A 16,210-nucleotide genomic window follows, 5' to 3' on the forward strand; every position below is an offset into this window, starting at 1 on the left:
AGCGAGATTATAGTCACGCGTTGCGAAGCCGCCCTTGCATCAGATCGATGACGGCACGGGCTGCTTCCAGCACGTTGGTGCCGGGGCCAAAAACAGCCGCCACGCCATTGGCCAGCAGGAACTCGTAGTCCTGCCGGGGAACCACACCGCCGACGATAACGATAACATTGTCCGCGCCCTTGTCCTTGAGAGCTTGAACAAGTTGTGGCGCAAGCGTCTTGTGGCCAGCGGCGAGCGATGACATTCCCACGACATGCACCTTGTTTTCGACGGCGAGCGTTGCAGCCTCCTCCGGCGTCTGGAACAGTGGCCCGGCCACAACGTTGAAGCCGATGTCACCAAAGGCAGACGCGATGACTTTGGCGCCGCGATCATGACCGTCCTGACCGAGTTTCGCGATCAGCATTTTCGGTTTTGAACCGACGATGTTGGCCAGTTCACCCAAGCGCGTACACAGTGTCGTATATTCCGGGTCGTCTTCATATGCGGCGCCGTACACATCATGCACGACTTCCGGGACTGCGCTATGGTCTCCAAAAACACTGCGCATCGCATCTGAAATTTCTCCGACACTTGCACGAGCACGTGCCGCTTCAATGGCGGATTCCAGCAAATTACCTTTCCCGGTGCGGGCAATTTCGGTCAATGTTGATAGAGCCGCATCAACGGATGCTTGATTTCGTTGGCGGCGGAGCGTGTCCAGACGTTTGATCTGCGATGAACGCACAGCACTGTTATCGATATCAAGGATCTCGATGGGGTCTTCATTTTCGAGACGGTATTTGTTGACGCCGACAATAATTTCTTCGCCGCGGTCCACCGCCGCCTGTCGCTTGGTGGCCGCTTCCTCGATCAACCTTTTCGGCAGGCCATCATCGACGGCCTTCGTCATGCCACCGAGCGCTTCCACCTCTTCCATCAACGCCCAGGCTTTCTCAGCCAGGTCGTTCGTCAGACTTTCAACATAGTAGGAGCCAGCCAGCGGATCGATAACTTTCGTGACGCCCGTTTCATGCTGGAGGATAAGCTGGGTGTTGCGGGCAATGCGTGCGGAGAAATCGGTCGGTAGCGCCATGGCTTCATCGAGCGCATTGGTGTGCAGCGACTGCGTTCCGCCGAGCGCGGCCGACAGTGCTTCATAGGCGGTGCGAATGACATTATTGTAGGGGTCCTGCTCCTGAAGCGATACGCCTGATGTCTGGCAGTGGGTGCGCAGCATCGAGGACGATGCCTTCTGCGGCTTGAACTCCTCCATGATCCGCGCCCACAGCAACCGGGCTGCGCGCAGCTTCGCCGCTTCCATGAAAAAGTTCATGCCGATGGCGAAGAAAAACGACAGTCGTCCGGCGAAATCATCGACGTTCAAGCCCTTGTTCAACGCCGCGCGGACATATTCGCGACCATCTGCCAGCGTGAAAGCCAGTTCCTGCACCAGTGTCGCTCCGGCCTCCTGCATGTGATAGCCGGAAATCGAAATCGAATTGAAGCGCGGCATCTCTCTGGCCGTATATTCGATGATGTCGGCAATGATGCGCATAGAGGGTTCAGGCGGATAGATGTAGGTGTTGCGCACCATGAATTCTTTGAGAATGTCGTTCTGAATGGTGCCGGATAACTTTGCTCTGGAGCATCCCTGTTCCTCACCCGCGACGATGAAGCTGGCGAGGATGGGGATGACCGCGCCGTTCATCGTCATGGAAACCGACATTTCGTCGAGCGGTATTCCGTCGAAGAGAATCTTCATATCTTCTACGCTGTCGATTGCGACACCGGCCTTGCCGACATCGCCGACCACACGCTCATGGTCGCTGTCGTAGCCACGGTGGGTCGCAAGGTCGAAGGCCACGGAAAGTCCTTTTTGTCCGGCGGCTAGGTTGCGTTTGTAGAACGCGTTGGATTCTTCCGCCGTTGAGAAGCCGGCATATTGGCGGATGGTCCAGGGACGGCCCGCATACATGGTGGCGCGAGGCCCGCGCACGAATGGCTTGAAGCCAGGCATGCTATCGAGGTGGGGAATGTCCTTGATATCATCGGCGGTGTAGAGCGGCTTGATATCGATACCTTCCGGCGTCTGCCATACAAGGCTGTCCGGCGACTGCTTGAGCTCCTTTTCCGCAAGCCCAGCCCAGTCCTTTACCGTCTTTTCGTCGGACATTCCCGTCTCCTCACATTGTTGCATTCCGGCCCTTGGCAACCGAAATGCGTCACTCCCGAACGGGTGCACGCACTCCACACACCTCTGTCGGCAAGATAGGCAGCCCGCAGCGGCAGCACAACCAAAAACACCGGTCCAGCAGGCTGGCGTCGTTTGGCAGCGATACGGCTGGCTTCAGAAACTTGTGCGTTTTTTAACAATACGCTCCCCGAAATTGATGTATCTTGAGGTCAATAAAAGGAACCGGAAAATCTGGACCACAGGGGAATGTCGAAGAATGAGATATGTCGTCGATAATGTCGGCGGTCTTGCTGGAGGCGATGCCTGGCAGGCCGCAGTAACAGAAACGTATTTTCCGCTGGATACCGAGTATCGCAGCCGACGCGAATTTACCGGGAAACTGGAGACTTGGTCTCTTGGGCTGGTGGGTGTGTCGCGGATGCAGTGTGACGGCGTGAACTACAAAAGGCACCGCCGCCATTTCCTGAACGAAAGTGATGCCAGCCTTCTGGTTTCCATTCCCGAGCTCAGCGAGATCAATTTTTCTCAGGGCTCGCGCAGCGTCAAATGCAATCCCGGCGGTTTTTTGTTGGAACGCGGTGATGCGCCCTACGAATTCTGGCATGGGCGACCCAACGCTTTGTGGGTCCTGAAGGTGCCATCCGCCAGCGTGCGGTCCCGCATCGGCTCGACCGACCGGTTCAGTGCTTTGAGTTTCGATGGCACGAGCGGCGTTGCCGCATTGTTTCTGGATACCGTGCGCACGACCATCGGGCATGTTGACGGGCTCAGTGAAGCGGCACGGGAAATGACCGGCCGGCATATTCTCGAAATGCTCTGCCTGTCGATCGTCAGCGACGACCGGGTGCTGGATAGCAGTATTTCCTCCATCCGGGCGGGCCATCTGCACCGCGCCGAGCAGTATATCCGCGACAACATCAAGAGCCGGTTGCTTGGGCCGCAGGCTGTGGCGGAAGCTGGCGGAATTTCCCTGCGCTACCTGCAGGGCCTGTTCCAGGAAAGCAACAAGTCGATCAACGGCTTCATCCGCGATAGCCGCCTCGACCATTGCGCCGAGGAATTGATGTCGGTGACCAATACGACGACCATTGCCGAAATCGCCTATCGCTGGGGATTTGCCGACCAGTCGCAATTCTGCCGACACTATCGGACCAGATTTGGGTGTTCCCCCAGTGACACCCGCCGACAGGCGGTGCTGCGGGCACGCTCATCGCCGGACACGCTTCGACACTGACGCAATAATCCATTCCATTTGAGAGGATATCCACCCTGGCCGCCCGTGCGGTTGGCCGGGCAGGGTAACTGCGGCCTCACATAGTCTTAAGGATACGAGAATGACCAGAACCAGAGTTGCCGTGGATGTCGGCGGAACCTTCACGGATATCTGCATCATGGATGAGGATACAGGCGCGATCCGTATCGAGAAAACCGGTTCAACGCCGGACGATCCGATGCGCGCCATTCTGAACGGGGTAGAGCAGGCCGGTATCGACCTGTCCGAAGTGACCATGTTTTCCCATGGCACGACGGTTGCGACCAATGCCCTGATCACGCGCCGCCTGCCGCGCGCCGCCATGGTCTGCACCGAAGGGTTTCGTGATGTCGTCGAAATTCGCCGGGCCAACAAGGAAGACCTCTGGGACACCTACAAGGATGTCGCAAAGCCTTACATTCCCCGTCGCGACCGGCTGACGGTGCGTGAGCGCGTGGATGCAGAGGGTGTGGTTTTGGAAGTGCTGAACGAGGAGGATGCGCTGCGCGTGGCCGAAATCCTCAAGAAGCGAGACGTGAAATCTGTGGCGGTCTGCTTCATGAATTCCTACGTCAACGGCGCCAATGAGCGGCGTATGCGCGATATTCTGAAACAGGTCATGCCGGATATTCCGGTGTCGGTATCTTCCGAGGTCATGCCGGAAATTTTCGAGCACGAACGGTTCTCAACCACCATGGCAAATGCTGTCTGCGCACCGGTCGTTGTGGATTACGTATCGCGCCTCAGCGATAAGCTCGCAGCGGGCGGATATCACCGGGATCTCCTGCTGCTCCACTCTGGCGGCGGCGTCATGACGCCTGCCAGTGTCAGAGAGTTTTCGGCCCGCCTTGCCGGCTCAGGCATTGCCGCCGGTGCCATCGCCAGCCGTTTCATTAGCAATCTTTGCGGCTTTCCCAATTCCATCGGCTTCGACATGGGCGGAACCAGCACGGATGTGTCGCTGGCATGGAACGGCCAGTCCCGTATCACCAAGGACTGGTACATCGAATATGGATATCCGATCCGTTTCCCATCAATCGAGGTTCTGACGATCGGTGCCGGTGGTGGTTCTCTCGCATGGCAGGATGAGGGCGGGTCGCTGCGCAACGGTCCGCAGTCTGCCGGTGCTCATCCGGGCCCCGCCTGCTACCGTAACGGCAACCCGGTCGCGACGAATACAGACGCGAATGTGGTTCTGGGGCGGCTTGGCAGCAGCCTTGCGGGCGGCAAGATCACGCTCGACCCGGCACTTGCGGCGACAGCGGTTCAGGAAACGGTCGCGACCCCGTTTGGAATGAGCCTTCACAAGGCTGCCGAAGCGATCATCGCGGTTGCCAACTCCAATATGGCCAATGCCGTACGCCTCCTGTCCGTCAGTCGTGGTTACGATCCGCGTGATTTTGCGCTGGTGGCCTTTGGCGGTGCTGGCGCTCTCCACGGGGCAGCGGTCGCCAGAGAACTCTCCATCCCAACGGTCATCGTGCCACCCAACCCCGGTGTAACCTCCGCCCTTGGATGCCTGCTGGTGGATGTGCAGCACGATTTCTCCGAAAGTTTCATGGCGGACGCATCCACCGTTGCCCCCGACGAGATGGAGGCGGCTTTCCAGCGCATGGAGGGCCAGGCGACAGAGCGGCTTTCCCATGAGGGGATTGCGGCCAGTGACATGGCTTTGCAGCGGACGGTGGAGATGATGTATCAGGGCCAATGGCGCTCGCTCGCTGTGAACGCACCTGCAAAGATCGAGAGCATCGGTGCGTTGATCGAGGCCTTCCACGCCGAACATGAGCGCGAGTTCAATTATCGCCGTGATGAGGCCCCTGTCTCGATCTTCCGTATTGCCATCAAGGCTGTCGGCATCGTTCCCAAGGCCGACCTGCCGAAATACGAGGTGAGGGACCACACGCCCGAACCGGTCACACGCCGGGCGGTCTGGTTCGATGGCATCTCCCATGACGCCGCCATCTATCAACGTGAAGTGCTGGAGGCGGGGGCGATGTTTACCGGACCCGCCATCGTGGAGCAGTTCGATTCCACCACCGTCGTGCCACCGGGCATGAGCGCGCGGGTCGATGCTTTCCTGAATATTCTGATCGGTACGAAAGGCTGAGACATGACCAAGTTTGCGGAAACAGAAAACGGCCTCGACCCCGTGACCTTCGAGGTCTTGAAGAACTCGTTCATCACCACTGTCGATCAGATGGCGGAGCAGATGCTGCGCACCTGCTATTCCTTCGTCATTTATAACAGAGACTTTTCCAATGCACTGCATGATGCCGACGGCAATTCCGTTGCGCAGGGCAATTACGATATCGCCGTGCATGTCGGCACCCTGCACAACACCTGCAAGGAAGTCATCCGTGTTTTCGAGGGCGATATGGCCCCCGGTGACGTCTACGCGATCAACGATCCCTATGCCGGCGGCACGCATTTCAGCGATGTGCGCTTGGTTCGACCGATCTTCGACGAGGATACGCTGATCGGGTTTGCGCAATCCAACGGACACTGGTCCGATCTTGGCGGTTCCGTTCCCGGCTCTTTCGATGTCACGGCGCGCGACATGTTCCGCGAAGGTTTGCGGATTACGCCCGTGCGGCTTTTTCGCCAGGGACAGTTCTGCTCTGACGTGGCCAACATGATTGCCGCCAACACCCGCGATCCCGCCTCCATCATCGGCGACATCCACTCGCAGGCGCAGGCAACGCAGGCGGCGGAACGCGAACTGCTGCGGCTGACGAAAAAATACGGTCGCGACAAGGTGACGCGCGGCATGGAGGAAGTGCAGGATTATGTCGAGCGTGCCGTGCGAAAGCGGCTCGCGGAACTGCCCGATGGCACGTGGGAGACCGTCGATTATATCGACCGCGATCTGGGTGCCGGGGAGGGAATGATCCCCATCCGCATCAAGATGACGATCAAGGGTGATGCGGTCCATTACGATTTCACCGGCAGCCATTCGACCATCGCTTCCATGTACAACTCGGCGCCGGGTGCGACATTCTCCGCGGTCGTTGCAGGCATGAAGACCTTCTTTCCCGATCTTCCGCTCAACAGTGGTTTTTACCGCATGATCCACGTGACGGCGCCGAAAAACAGCGTCGTCAGTGCCGAGTGGCCAGTCGCGGTGACCGGCTTCCTGATGCCATTCGAAAAAATCATGAATGCCATTTTCGAGATGTGGTCGCAGATCATGCCAGAACGCGCCATCGCCTGCGCTTTCAATCTTGAGTATCTGCTGGCCGGTGGCCGGGACGCACGCAAGCCTGAAAAGCCGATTTTCATGTTTTATGAATGGCTGCCAGGTGGATGGGGCGGTCGCAACGGCAAGGATGGCGCAGACGTGACAACCGCGTGCTTCGGCACCGGGCTGATGTCACAGCCCAATGAGGGCAATGAGCGCGTCAATCCAACCCGCACAACCGAGTTTCAGATCAAGCGAGATTCCGCCGGCCCCGGCAAATGGCGCGGCGGCGTCGGGGTGCAAAAAACATCTCTGCTGTTGGAGGCGGAAGGCGCCGTCATGTCCTACATCTGCGATCGCGAACGCGCCGTCGTCTGGGGCGTCGAGGGTGGGCTTCCATCCATGCCTCATGGCTTGACCATTCGGCGTGCCGGTGAAGATGCCGACACATGGCTTGGCTCCGTGTTTTCGGATTACCCCGTCTATACGGGTGACGAGTTTGCGCGACCGACCGCAGGCGGTGGCGGTTTTGGGGATCCACTGGAGCGCGATCCGGCGCACGTTATGGAGGACGTGATCGATGACTACGTATCGATCGAACGCGCAAAGGTGGATTACGGCGTGGTCGTGAAAGCCATCGATGCCGATCTTTGCCAATACGAGGTCGATATCGCTGCTACGCAGGCGGCACGCGACGAAATACGCGAAAACCGCAAGGACTGGGCGCGCATGGATCCACATGCTGTGTCCGCCCGCTACAAGGCGGGTGAAATCGATTCACTGGACGCCGTGCGCCGTTTCGCCGTCATTCTCGACTGGGAAAGCGGTGACGTCTTGGAAAAAACGACGGCGCAGTTTCGCGAGAGTTTCGAGAAACGCAGTGTTGCTCACTGGACGTGAGGGACGTTAGGCATCAGAGCCATCTGTTTAATCGATATGACTTTCAAGAAACAACTATTTCACATGGGGTGCAGGCTCGGCCACTATGACGCAACGCCGCAAAAGACGGCATCGAAGGGGTTCTGAACGATGGTCGACAATCTGGAGCGGTCCTTGACCGTTGCCGGCACGATCGGTGAGGCACTTGCCGCAAAGCGGCGAGGTGCCGCGATTTTGGCGGGTGGTACGTGGTTGATGCGTGATCCTAGACGCGGCATTTCGCTGCCGCGTGATCTGGTTTCTGTGCACGCGCTGGACGGTTTGAAGGCCATTGATATCGATGTCGGTACCGTCACCATCGGCGCATCCGTCACGCACGAGGCGCTCGGGCGGGCGCTTTGTGGGGTTGCAGGTCTCGAAGCGATCGCTAGCGCGGCCTCGGGTTCTGCCAACCCGGCCATTCGCCGTGTCGCAACGGTGGGCGGAAACCTGTGTACCTCCGATTTCGCCGCCGCCGACCTTGTTCCGGCACTTCTCGCAGTGGATGCCATTGTGGAGTTGCGGGCTGACCACGCACCGATGCGATTGCCGCTATCGTGCTTCCTTGCCAACCGTCAGGAACTGCTGGCCGATGCCATAATGACGCGTATTCTTGTTCCACGCACCACGATCGCCAGCGTCCACATCCGCCTGCCACTGCGCCGTGCCGGAGATTACCCGGTTGCAATCGTGTCCTGTGCTCTGTCGAGCAAGAGTAGGATCAACGTGGCGGTTGGTTCCGTCGAGCATGTCGCACGACGCTGGACGAGCCTTGAAGACGCATTTTCGAAAGAGCCGGGTGGACGTCCCGCTACTGCGCAGATTGCCGCATCGCTCGCACAGGAATGCAATGACTTCAACGGGAGAGACGGAATCGAAGCCGACAGCTGGTATCGCCGCCAGGTTCTGCCCGCACTGGTTCGTCGTGGCGTGGACACGCTTTTGCGCAAGGACGCGTCTTGATGACGGTTTCATTTCAAATCAACGGTTCCACTTGGCGTTACAGCGGTGATCCGATGACGCCGCTGGTCGATGTACTGCGAAGCGAACGTTTTCTGACCGGAACCAAAGCCGTGTGCAGGGAAGGTTTCTGCGGTGCCTGCACCGTGCATGTCGATGGAGAGGCTGTTATGTCGTGCCTTCAGCCGGTCGGCCTGCTGGAGGGCGCGAGCGTCACCTCTATCGAGGCCATGTCGACCGGTGACGGGCCGTTACACCCGCTTCAGGCAGCCTTCGAAGCTGCTGACGCGGTTCAGTGCGGAATGTGTTTTCCCGGCATGGTCATGAGCCTCTCGCATTTTCTGCGCGACAATGCCGGTGCGAGCCGTGCCGATGTGAAGGCGGCGATGGTCGGCAATATCTGTCGTTGCACGGGTTACGAGCGGATCATCGATGCAGCCATGGATGTAATCTCAGGAGGGCGCACCGATGTCTGAGATTTCCACGACCATCATGAATCTACCCCGCCGCGATGCCCGCGACAAGCTGCGTGGGCGTACCCGCTATACCAATGACCGCGCTCGTCCCGATATGTTGCATGCGGTTCTGTTACGTTCTGATGTTCCCTGCGGTCGCATCCTCAGGCTCGATGTGTCTGCCGCACGCGGTTGCCCTGGCGTGCTGGCTATTGCCACGGCTGCGGATGCGCCCGGCAATTACGGCATCGGCATTGCCGATCATCCGCTGTTTGCCGTCGATATGATCCGCTACCACGGCGAACCCATCGCCGCGGTCGCTGCTGAAACCGGGGCTGAGGCCCGCGCAGCGCTGAAGGCGATCATTCTTGAGATCGAGCCGCTCGACCCGGTTCTGACGATGGCCGACGCTCTGGAGCCTGACGCACGGCTGGTTCATGAAAACTGGCGTGATTACGAGGTTCTGACAGAGGGTGGTTCTCGCTCCCGCAACATTGCCTGGGAAGCAAAATCGATCCGGGGCGATGTCGATGCAGCGTTCGCACGCGATGACGTCACCATCGTCGAAAGCAGCTTTTCGGTTGGTAGACAGAGCCATGTTCCGTTCGAGCCGCGCGTGGCGATTGGCAGTTGGGAAGACGGACGCGCGCATATTCAGACGTCGACGCAGGTGCCATGGACGGTGCGCAATGTAACCGGACGGGTCATGCAACTGCCGCCAGGGCGTGTTCGGGTGACGGTACCGCCGGTCGGAGGCGCGTTTGGTCTGAAATTCGACGCCTCCATCGAGCCGATAACGGCCCTTCTTGCCCGGATGACCGGGCGCAGCGTCATTCTCGAAAACACCCGTCAGGAGGAAATGGCGACCTGTCTGTGCCGGGAAAACGCAGAGATCACCATACGCTCGGCGGTGACGGCGGAGGGTGAAATCGTTGGCCGCGAGGCTGTGGTGTTGATGGATTGCGGTGCCTATGGCGGCGAACAGGTGTTTCTGACCACCATGACATCGCACACGTTGGGCGGCAGCTACCGGTTGGGGAGTGCAAGGCTCGTCAGCCGCGCCGTCTATACCAATACGCCACCCAATGGCGCGTTCAGAGCGTGTAACGGCGTTTACAATGGCTTTGCGCTGGAACGTCACACCGACGAGATTTGTGATGCCATCGGTATGGACTGGGTCGAGTTTCGCAAGCGCAACGTGCTTGGCGACGGCGATCCCGGTCCAACCGGTCAGATTTTTGAGGGCAACGTCCTGCGTCCGATGCTGGAGCGTATGGACGTATTGCGAACGAAAACCGGCACTGCCGAGGACAAGGCCGATGGTCGTCTCTACGGTCGCGCCACCACGGTTGGGACGTGGTTCATCTTTGTCGGCCCGTCTGCTGCTACGATCAATATGAATGCGGATGGCAGCGCCACGTTGGTGACCTCGGGTGTTGAGATCGGCTCAGGTACCATGATGCAGTCCCTGCCGCAGATCGTGGCGGGCCAGTTGGGATTGAGCCCCGATCAGGTGGTGGTGAAAGAGGCCGATACGGATGCAGCAGGTCTGGATGCGGGCGTCGGCGGCGGTCGAACCACCGTCTCCATCGGCGCTGCCAGTGTCGGTGCTGCCGCCGAAGTGAAAGAGAAGCTTTTGCGCGCCGCAGGCGAGATGCTCCAGACCGCGCCGAGCGACCTGGTCTTACGCGAGGGACGGGTGGAAATCACTGGCCGTCCGGGCTCTGGGGTCACGATCACGGCTGTCGTCGCACACGCCCAGGCGACGACGGGTCCGATCACCGGTACCGGCAGCTTCACCGCAAAGAACACGCCTGCCATGGCGGGTTGCGCGATGGGGCATTTCATCGACGCTCTCGATATTCCGGTCTTTGTCGTCCACGAGGCAGAAGTGGCGGTCGATCCTGATACCGGTCACGTCGAGGTTTTGGCCTATCGCGTCGTGCAGGATGTTGGGCGCGCGCTCAATCCACGCGCCATCATGGGGCAGGTTCAGGGCGGTGTCGTGCAGGGTTTTGGCTACGCGTTACACGAAGAGGTGACGATAACGGTTGATGGTCGCATCGCGCAGGATGGTTTCGAGACCTATCGGGTACCGCTGGCGCAGGATGTCATTCCCGTGGTCGCCGATCTCTACGAAGGCGCCCCGTCGATGGGGCCGCTGGGAACAAAAGGGGCCGGCGAGGTGCCGATTCTCGCTGTTGGGTCCGCCATCGCCTGTGCTGTTTCACGGGCTATCGGCAAGCCGGTTTCGCGTTTGCCGCTGACCCCTCCGCGGGTTCTGCGTCTGCTCCATGATCTGGAGCCGCCCTCCCGGCATCCTCACATCGCGCGCGCATGGGTCGATAACACGTTGCGCTGAAAACCACATTGAACGATATTTCGCATTACAACTCCAGCCAATGGGATCGACATGAACATTCTTTCCAACTCGCTCGCCGCCGCAGACATCGCCTCGACGATGCACCCGAATACCAATCTGCGTCAGCATGAGCGCACGGGTCCGTTGGTGATCGAACGGGGCGAGGGCATTCGTGTTTATGACGATCGCGGCAAGGAATATATCGAAGGTCTGGCTGGTCTGTGGTCGGTGGCGGTCGGGTTCTCGGAGCCTCGTCTGGCTGAGGCGGCCTACAAGCAGATGCTGAAGCTGCCTTATTACCACACGTTCTCATCCAAGTCGCATGAGCCATCTATCCGGTTGGCAGAGAAGCTCGTGGAGATGACGCCTGCCAACATCACTCGCGCTTTTTTCACCTCGTCTGGCTCTGAAGCCAACGATACGATCGTGAAAATGGTCTGGTACATGAACAATGCGCTGGGCCGTCCGAAGAAGAAGAAGTTTCTGTCGCGGATCAAAGGCTATCACGGCATCACTGTCGCATCCGGGAGCCTGACGGGCCTGCCAATCAACCACCGGGACTTCGATCTGCCTGCAATTCCGGTACACCACCTGACCTGCCCCCATTTTTATCGCTTCGGCGCGGAGGGAGAAGATGAGGCGGCGTTCACAGCGCGCCTGCTTGCTGAGCTCGAAACCGTCATCGCAACGGAGGGTGCCGATACGATTGCCGCCTTCATAGGCGAGCCGCTGATGGCCGCTGGTGGCGTAATGCCGCCGCCAGCGGGCTACTGGGAGGGTGTCGAGCGGATTTGCCGTGCCAACGATATCCTGATCGTTTCGGACGAAGTCATTTGTGGTTTCGGTCGTCTGGGAACACCTTTCGGTTGCCAGAAATTCGGCTTCACACCGGATATCATGACGCTTTCCAAGCAGATTACCTCCTCCTACATGCCGTTTGCGGCAGTGATGTTCTCCGATGCCATCTATCAGGCGATCGCCGATAATTCCGAAAAGATCGGCGCGTTCGGTCACGGTTTCACGGCATCCGGCCATCCGGTGGCTTCGGCCGTTGCGCTGGAAAACCTTGCTATCATCGAGGAGCGTGACCTGATGGGTAACGCTGCCCGGTTGGAAGCGCAGTTTCAAGCCGGCCTGCGTTCCTTTGCGGATCATCCACTCGTCGGTGAAGCACGGGGTACGGGCCTGATCGGTGCGGTGGAACTGGTGGCCAACAAGGAAACTCGCAAGCCGTTCGAGAAGATCGGTAAGGCAGGTGCGATCGCGTCGATGATCGGCCATGAGGAAGGGCTGATCTTCCGCGCCATCGGTGACCAGCTGGCTCTTTGCCCGCCCATGATCATCACCTCGGACGAGGTCGACGAAATCATGGTCCGCATGGGCCGTACCCTTGACCGTTTGACGGGGGCAATAGCCGCTGAGGGGCTGGTCTAAAGCCACCGAGACTTCGCGCTTTCAGCCTCCGCCGCCCATCGTGACGGACATGAAGGCGCGGAAGGTCCCGGCTGCGGCTGGAAGAGGGCGGGCTTTTGCCCATGCAAGACCGACGTCCATACTCGGAATGGGCTCGACCAGTCGTTTGAGTTCGATGCGCTGGCCTTCCAGCGACCAGGGACGATAGACCATATCCGACAGAATCGTCACGCCGACGCCTGCCGCCACAAGCGAGCGGACGGCCTCCACCGAGCTGGTGGTCAGAACCGTGCGGGGTTCGAGCCCGGCAACATCCCAGTACCGTGCAGCGGTTTCGTTGGCCTCATCGACTGTCAGCATCACATAGTCTTCCTGCGCAATATCTGCCAGACTGATGTCATTTCGTAAAAGCAGATGGTGATCTGCCGAAAGCCAGAGGCGACGGCTGGACCGCATCAGAACCTCTTCCTCCAGCTCCTCTGTATTGCAAAGGTTCGACACCAGCATCAGCGCCATGTCGATGTCACCGCGGGCCAGTTGTCGTTCAAGTTCCGTGCGCGGCAGCTCTTTCAACTCGACGGAGATTTGCGGATAGGTCTTGCGAAATCGCGCGTAGTACTTGGACATGAAGTAGCCGGTGACGGTATAGGTCATTCCTAGTGTCAGTTTGCCCGAGTAGCCTTCGCGCTCTCGCAAGGGGCTGTGCACGGCAGCGGCCACTGCACCGGTGATAATACGGGCGTGTTCCAGAAACCTTGCGCCTTCCATCGTCAAGCGCACTCCGGCGTGGGTGCGCTCCAATAGTTTTACACCGAGCTCCTCTTCAAGCGCTTTTATCGCAGCTGTGACCGCCGATTGGGAGATATTGAGATTGACAGCGGCGTGGCTGACCTGTCCGCTCTCAGCCGAGGCAATGAAATAATCCAGCTGTTTCAATGTGATGCTCATGGAAGTTCACCCTTCGAATGATTATCGTTTTTTTTGATAATACATTAAAAAAATTACTATTTCACAAGAGTAAAAACCTCAGACAAGATTTGTGCAACGCCGCAAAGACGGCAGCATAAACAAGGGGAATATCGATCATGAGCGTCACGCTGAACTGTGACATGGGGGAGAGCTTTGGCCTCTACCGACTGGGTGATGATGCTGGCTTGATGCCGCTTATCGATGTCGCCAACGTTGCCTGCGGCTTCCATGCATCCGACCCTGACCATATGCGTATGACAGTGCGGCGCGCCAAAGAGAACGGCGTGAAAGTCGGCGCTCATCCATCCCTTCCCGATCTGCAAGGGTTCGGTCGACGCGAAATGAAGATGAGCCGTGAGGAAATCGCCAACAGCGTCATCTATCAGGTCGGCGCATTAGTGGGTTTCCTCAAAGCTGAGAACATGCCGCTGCACCATATTAAGCCGCATGGCAGTCTGTACGGCATGGCAGCGCGTCAGGAAGAAATCGCGCATGGCATTTGCGACGCCGCTGAAATTTTTGGCGTGCCTTTGTTCGGAATGACGAATACGTTGCATGAAACAGTTTATCAGCAGCGTGGCATCACCTTCGTCCCCGAATTCTATGCCGACCTCGAATATGCCCCCGGTGGTATCTTGATCGTCACCCGTGAGCATGATGCAAAGGACCCGGACCTGATGGCGCAGCGTTGTTTGCGTGCTCTGAAGGACAATAACGGGACGGCCAACGACGGTAGTTTCTTTCCGGTCAGGTGTGAGACGATTTGCGTTCATTCCGATACGCCGAACGCCATCGATATAGCCAAGACCGTGCGCGATGCCATCGCGCCCTGGCACTGACATCGACAGCCGCCTCATTGAGGCGGAGCTATTGCTTACAGCCATTTTGCATCGTCGGAACCGGAGAACCTTGCCATGACGCAGATACTTTCACCTCTTCCAGGAACGTTCTATCGCAGTGCGGCGCCGGGCCAGCCACCCCTCAAGGCAGATGGTGAGGATGTCGCCGTCGGTGATGTCATCGGCCTTATCGAAGTGATGAAATCCTTCCACGAAGTGCGCTCCGAAGTGTCGGGTAGCGGTATCAACTTTATCGTTGATAATGAGGACCCGGTCATGGCCGGTGCGGCGCTGGCGGAACTGCGCTGATGCTGAAGAAGCTGCTGATCGCCAACAGAGGAGAGATCGCGGTGCGGGTGATCCGCGCTGCCCAGGATCTCGGCATCTTGACCGTCGCTGTTTATTCCACAGCCGATGCAGACGCCTTGCACGTTCGCCTCGCAGATGAAGCCGTCAACATTGGCCCGCCCGCAGCGAAGAAGTCCTATCTCAACATCGCAGCTCTGCTTGAAGCGGCACAAAGCACGGGTTGTGACAGTGTGCATCCCGGTTACGGTTTTCTGGCAGAGAATGCGGAGTTTTCCGATGCTGTGACCGCAGCAGGACTGGTCTTCGTTGGTCCATCCGGCAACGCGATCCGTTTGATGGGCGACAAGGTATCGGCGCGATCGGCTGCTGCCGCCGCCGGGGTGCCTGTGGTTCCGGGTTCGGTTGGCCGGGTCGAAAGCGTGGAAGCGGCACGGGATGTTCTGACGGAAACCGGCTTTCCGGTCATGATCAAGGCGGCTGCCGGTGGCGGTGGGCGCGGTATCCGTATCGCAAATTCACTCGCCGAATTCGAACAGGCTTATCCACAGGCGCAGGCCGAAGCATTGGCGGCCTTTGGCGACGGTGGCCTCTACATGGAAAAGGTCATCGGACGGGCGCGCCACATCGAGGTGCAGGTTCTGGCGGATGGGCAGAATGCGGTTCATTGCTACGAGCGGGAATGCTCGCTTCAGCGCAGACGCCAAAAGGTATGGGAGGAAGCGCCTTCACAAGCCCTGTCGGATGCCCTGCGCGAAAAGCTGTGCGCGTCGGCTGTAGCGCTGGCGAAAGCTGTGTCTTACTCGGGTGCAGGCACTATCGAATATCTCTATGACGATGCAGCCGACACGTTCTATTTCATCGAGATGAACACCCGTATTCAGGTGGAACACCCCGTAACTGAAGCGATTACCGGTATCGATCTCGTTGCGGAAATGCTGCGGATTGCCGGTGGTGAGCCGCTGCGACTGGTGCAGGACGACATCAAAGTCAACGGCCATGCCATCGAGGTGCGCCTGAACGCGGAAGACCCGGCCAAGGATTTCGCGCCGTTTCCCGGCAAGGTCGATGATCTGAGGATACCGGGCGGTCCCGGCGTCCGGTTCGATTCCATGCTTTATAATGGCTACCAGATACCGCCATTTTACGATTCCCTTCTTGCAAAGCTCATCGTGCATGCAGAAACGCGCGAAGCAGCGATTGCTCGCTTGAAGCGTGCACTGAACGAGCTTGAAATTACCGGCGTGAAGACAACCAAGCCGCTGTTTCTGGCCCTTGCCGCTGACGCTTCAGTGCAGGCCGGAGACGTGCACACCCGCTGGCTGGAAGGCTGGCTTACCGAAAACGCAGCGGCGCTCGCCGGCTGAAAAGGAGAAGTG

General features: G+C 58.8%; 12 protein-coding genes. 10 read left to right on the plus strand and 2 right to left on the minus strand.

Translation table 11 applies throughout. The features are described 5' to 3' along the window. Positions 1–13 precede the first annotated feature (13 nt). Positions 14–2,155 (minus strand): methylmalonyl-CoA mutase, encoded by a 2,142-nt coding sequence (gene scpA, locus RMR21_RS21270; RefSeq protein WP_498671396.1) that lies wholly within the window; start codon positions 2,153–2,155, stop codon positions 14–16. A gap of 277 nt (positions 2,156–2,432) precedes the next feature. Between scpA and RMR21_RS21275 the strand changes: the two genes are divergently transcribed. The 7 genes from RMR21_RS21275 to RMR21_RS21305 all read left to right on the plus strand — a co-directional run bounded on the left by RMR21_RS21275 (position 2,433) and on the right by RMR21_RS21305 (position 12,738). Then, positions 2,433–3,410: an AraC-like ligand-binding domain-containing protein gene (locus RMR21_RS21275; RefSeq protein ID WP_498671397.1), complete on the plus strand. Its 978-nt coding sequence runs from the start codon at positions 2,433–2,435 to the stop codon at positions 3,408–3,410. Between the two features lie 100 nt (positions 3,411–3,510). Then, the gene (locus RMR21_RS21280) at positions 3,511–5,538 is read left to right on the plus strand and encodes a hydantoinase/oxoprolinase family protein (protein ID WP_498671398.1); all 2,028 of its coding nucleotides are present in this window, start codon (positions 3,511–3,513) and stop codon (positions 5,536–5,538) included. Positions 5,539–5,541: 3 nt separating this feature from the next. Then, positions 5,542–7,509: a hydantoinase B/oxoprolinase family protein gene (locus tag RMR21_RS21285; RefSeq protein WP_498671399.1), complete on the plus strand. Its 1,968-nt coding sequence runs from the start codon at positions 5,542–5,544 to the stop codon at positions 7,507–7,509. 129 nt (positions 7,510–7,638) lie between these two features. Further along, complete coding sequence (locus tag RMR21_RS21290; protein WP_498671400.1) at positions 7,639–8,490, plus strand: FAD binding domain-containing protein; 852 nt, start codon at positions 7,639–7,641, stop codon at positions 8,488–8,490. Next, positions 8,490–8,963, plus strand: coding sequence for a (2Fe-2S)-binding protein (locus RMR21_RS21295; protein WP_498671401.1), 474 nt, complete (start codon positions 8,490–8,492; stop codon positions 8,961–8,963). The genes RMR21_RS21290 and RMR21_RS21295 overlap by 1 nt, the downstream gene beginning before the upstream one ends. Continuing rightward, positions 8,956–11,304 (plus strand): xanthine dehydrogenase family protein molybdopterin-binding subunit, encoded by a 2,349-nt coding sequence (locus RMR21_RS21300; protein ID WP_498671402.1) that lies wholly within the window; start codon positions 8,956–8,958, stop codon positions 11,302–11,304. The genes RMR21_RS21295 and RMR21_RS21300 overlap by 8 nt, the downstream gene beginning before the upstream one ends. Positions 11,305–11,355: 51 nt before the next feature. Next, positions 11,356–12,738 (plus strand): aspartate aminotransferase family protein, encoded by a 1,383-nt coding sequence (locus RMR21_RS21305; protein ID WP_498671403.1) that lies wholly within the window; start codon positions 11,356–11,358, stop codon positions 12,736–12,738. A gap of 21 nt (positions 12,739–12,759) precedes the next feature. On the opposite strand, the gene RMR21_RS21310 is transcribed toward RMR21_RS21305, so the two are convergent. Beyond that, complete coding sequence (locus tag RMR21_RS21310; RefSeq protein ID WP_498671404.1) at positions 12,760–13,665, minus strand: LysR family transcriptional regulator; 906 nt, start codon at positions 13,663–13,665, stop codon at positions 12,760–12,762. Between the two features lie 137 nt (positions 13,666–13,802). Here RMR21_RS21310 and RMR21_RS21315 point away from each other — a divergent pair, with 137 nt between their 5' ends. From RMR21_RS21315 to RMR21_RS21325, 3 genes are all read left to right on the plus strand, one after another. After that, positions 13,803–14,525 carry a LamB/YcsF family protein gene (locus tag RMR21_RS21315; RefSeq protein ID WP_498671405.1) on the plus strand — a complete coding sequence of 241 codons (723 nt, stop codon included), beginning with the start codon at positions 13,803–13,805 and terminating at the stop codon, positions 14,523–14,525. Positions 14,526–14,600: 75 nt separating this feature from the next. Next, on the plus strand, positions 14,601–14,834 hold the full coding sequence (locus tag RMR21_RS21320) for an acetyl-CoA carboxylase (RefSeq protein WP_498671406.1): 234 nt from the start codon (positions 14,601–14,603) through the stop codon (positions 14,832–14,834). Continuing rightward, positions 14,831–16,198, plus strand: a complete 1,368-nt coding sequence (locus tag RMR21_RS21325; RefSeq protein WP_498671864.1) for an acetyl-CoA carboxylase biotin carboxylase subunit — start codon at positions 14,831–14,833, stop codon at positions 16,196–16,198. The genes RMR21_RS21320 and RMR21_RS21325 overlap by 4 nt, the downstream gene beginning before the upstream one ends. Positions 16,199–16,210: the final 12 nt, after the last annotated feature.

The sequence above is a fragment of the Agrobacterium sp. rho-8.1 genome, assembly GCF_033957725.1.
Lineage (GTDB): Bacteria > Pseudomonadota > Alphaproteobacteria > Rhizobiales > Rhizobiaceae > Agrobacterium.

Excerpts from the sequence above, each read along its gene's own strand:
- scpA (WP_498671396.1), bottom strand. The coding sequence starts at position 2,155 with ATGTCCGACGAAAAGACGGTAAAGGACTGGGCTGGGCTTGCGGAAAAG.
- RMR21_RS21275 (WP_498671397.1), top strand. The coding sequence starts at position 2,433 with ATGAGATATGTCGTCGATAATGTCGGCGGTCTTGCTGGAGGCGATGCC.
- RMR21_RS21280 (WP_498671398.1), top strand. The coding sequence starts at position 3,511 with ATGACCAGAACCAGAGTTGCCGTGGATGTCGGCGGAACCTTCACGGAT.
- RMR21_RS21285 (WP_498671399.1), top strand. The coding sequence starts at position 5,542 with ATGACCAAGTTTGCGGAAACAGAAAACGGCCTCGACCCCGTGACCTTC.
- RMR21_RS21290 (WP_498671400.1), top strand. The coding sequence starts at position 7,639 with ATGGTCGACAATCTGGAGCGGTCCTTGACCGTTGCCGGCACGATCGGT.
- RMR21_RS21295 (WP_498671401.1), top strand. The coding sequence starts at position 8,490 with ATGACGGTTTCATTTCAAATCAACGGTTCCACTTGGCGTTACAGCGGT.
- RMR21_RS21300 (WP_498671402.1), top strand. The coding sequence starts at position 8,956 with ATGTCTGAGATTTCCACGACCATCATGAATCTACCCCGCCGCGATGCC.
- RMR21_RS21305 (WP_498671403.1), top strand. The coding sequence starts at position 11,356 with ATGAACATTCTTTCCAACTCGCTCGCCGCCGCAGACATCGCCTCGACG.
- RMR21_RS21310 (WP_498671404.1), bottom strand. The coding sequence starts at position 13,665 with ATGAGCATCACATTGAAACAGCTGGATTATTTCATTGCCTCGGCTGAG.
- RMR21_RS21315 (WP_498671405.1), top strand. The coding sequence starts at position 13,803 with ATGAGCGTCACGCTGAACTGTGACATGGGGGAGAGCTTTGGCCTCTAC.
- RMR21_RS21320 (WP_498671406.1), top strand. The coding sequence starts at position 14,601 with ATGACGCAGATACTTTCACCTCTTCCAGGAACGTTCTATCGCAGTGCG.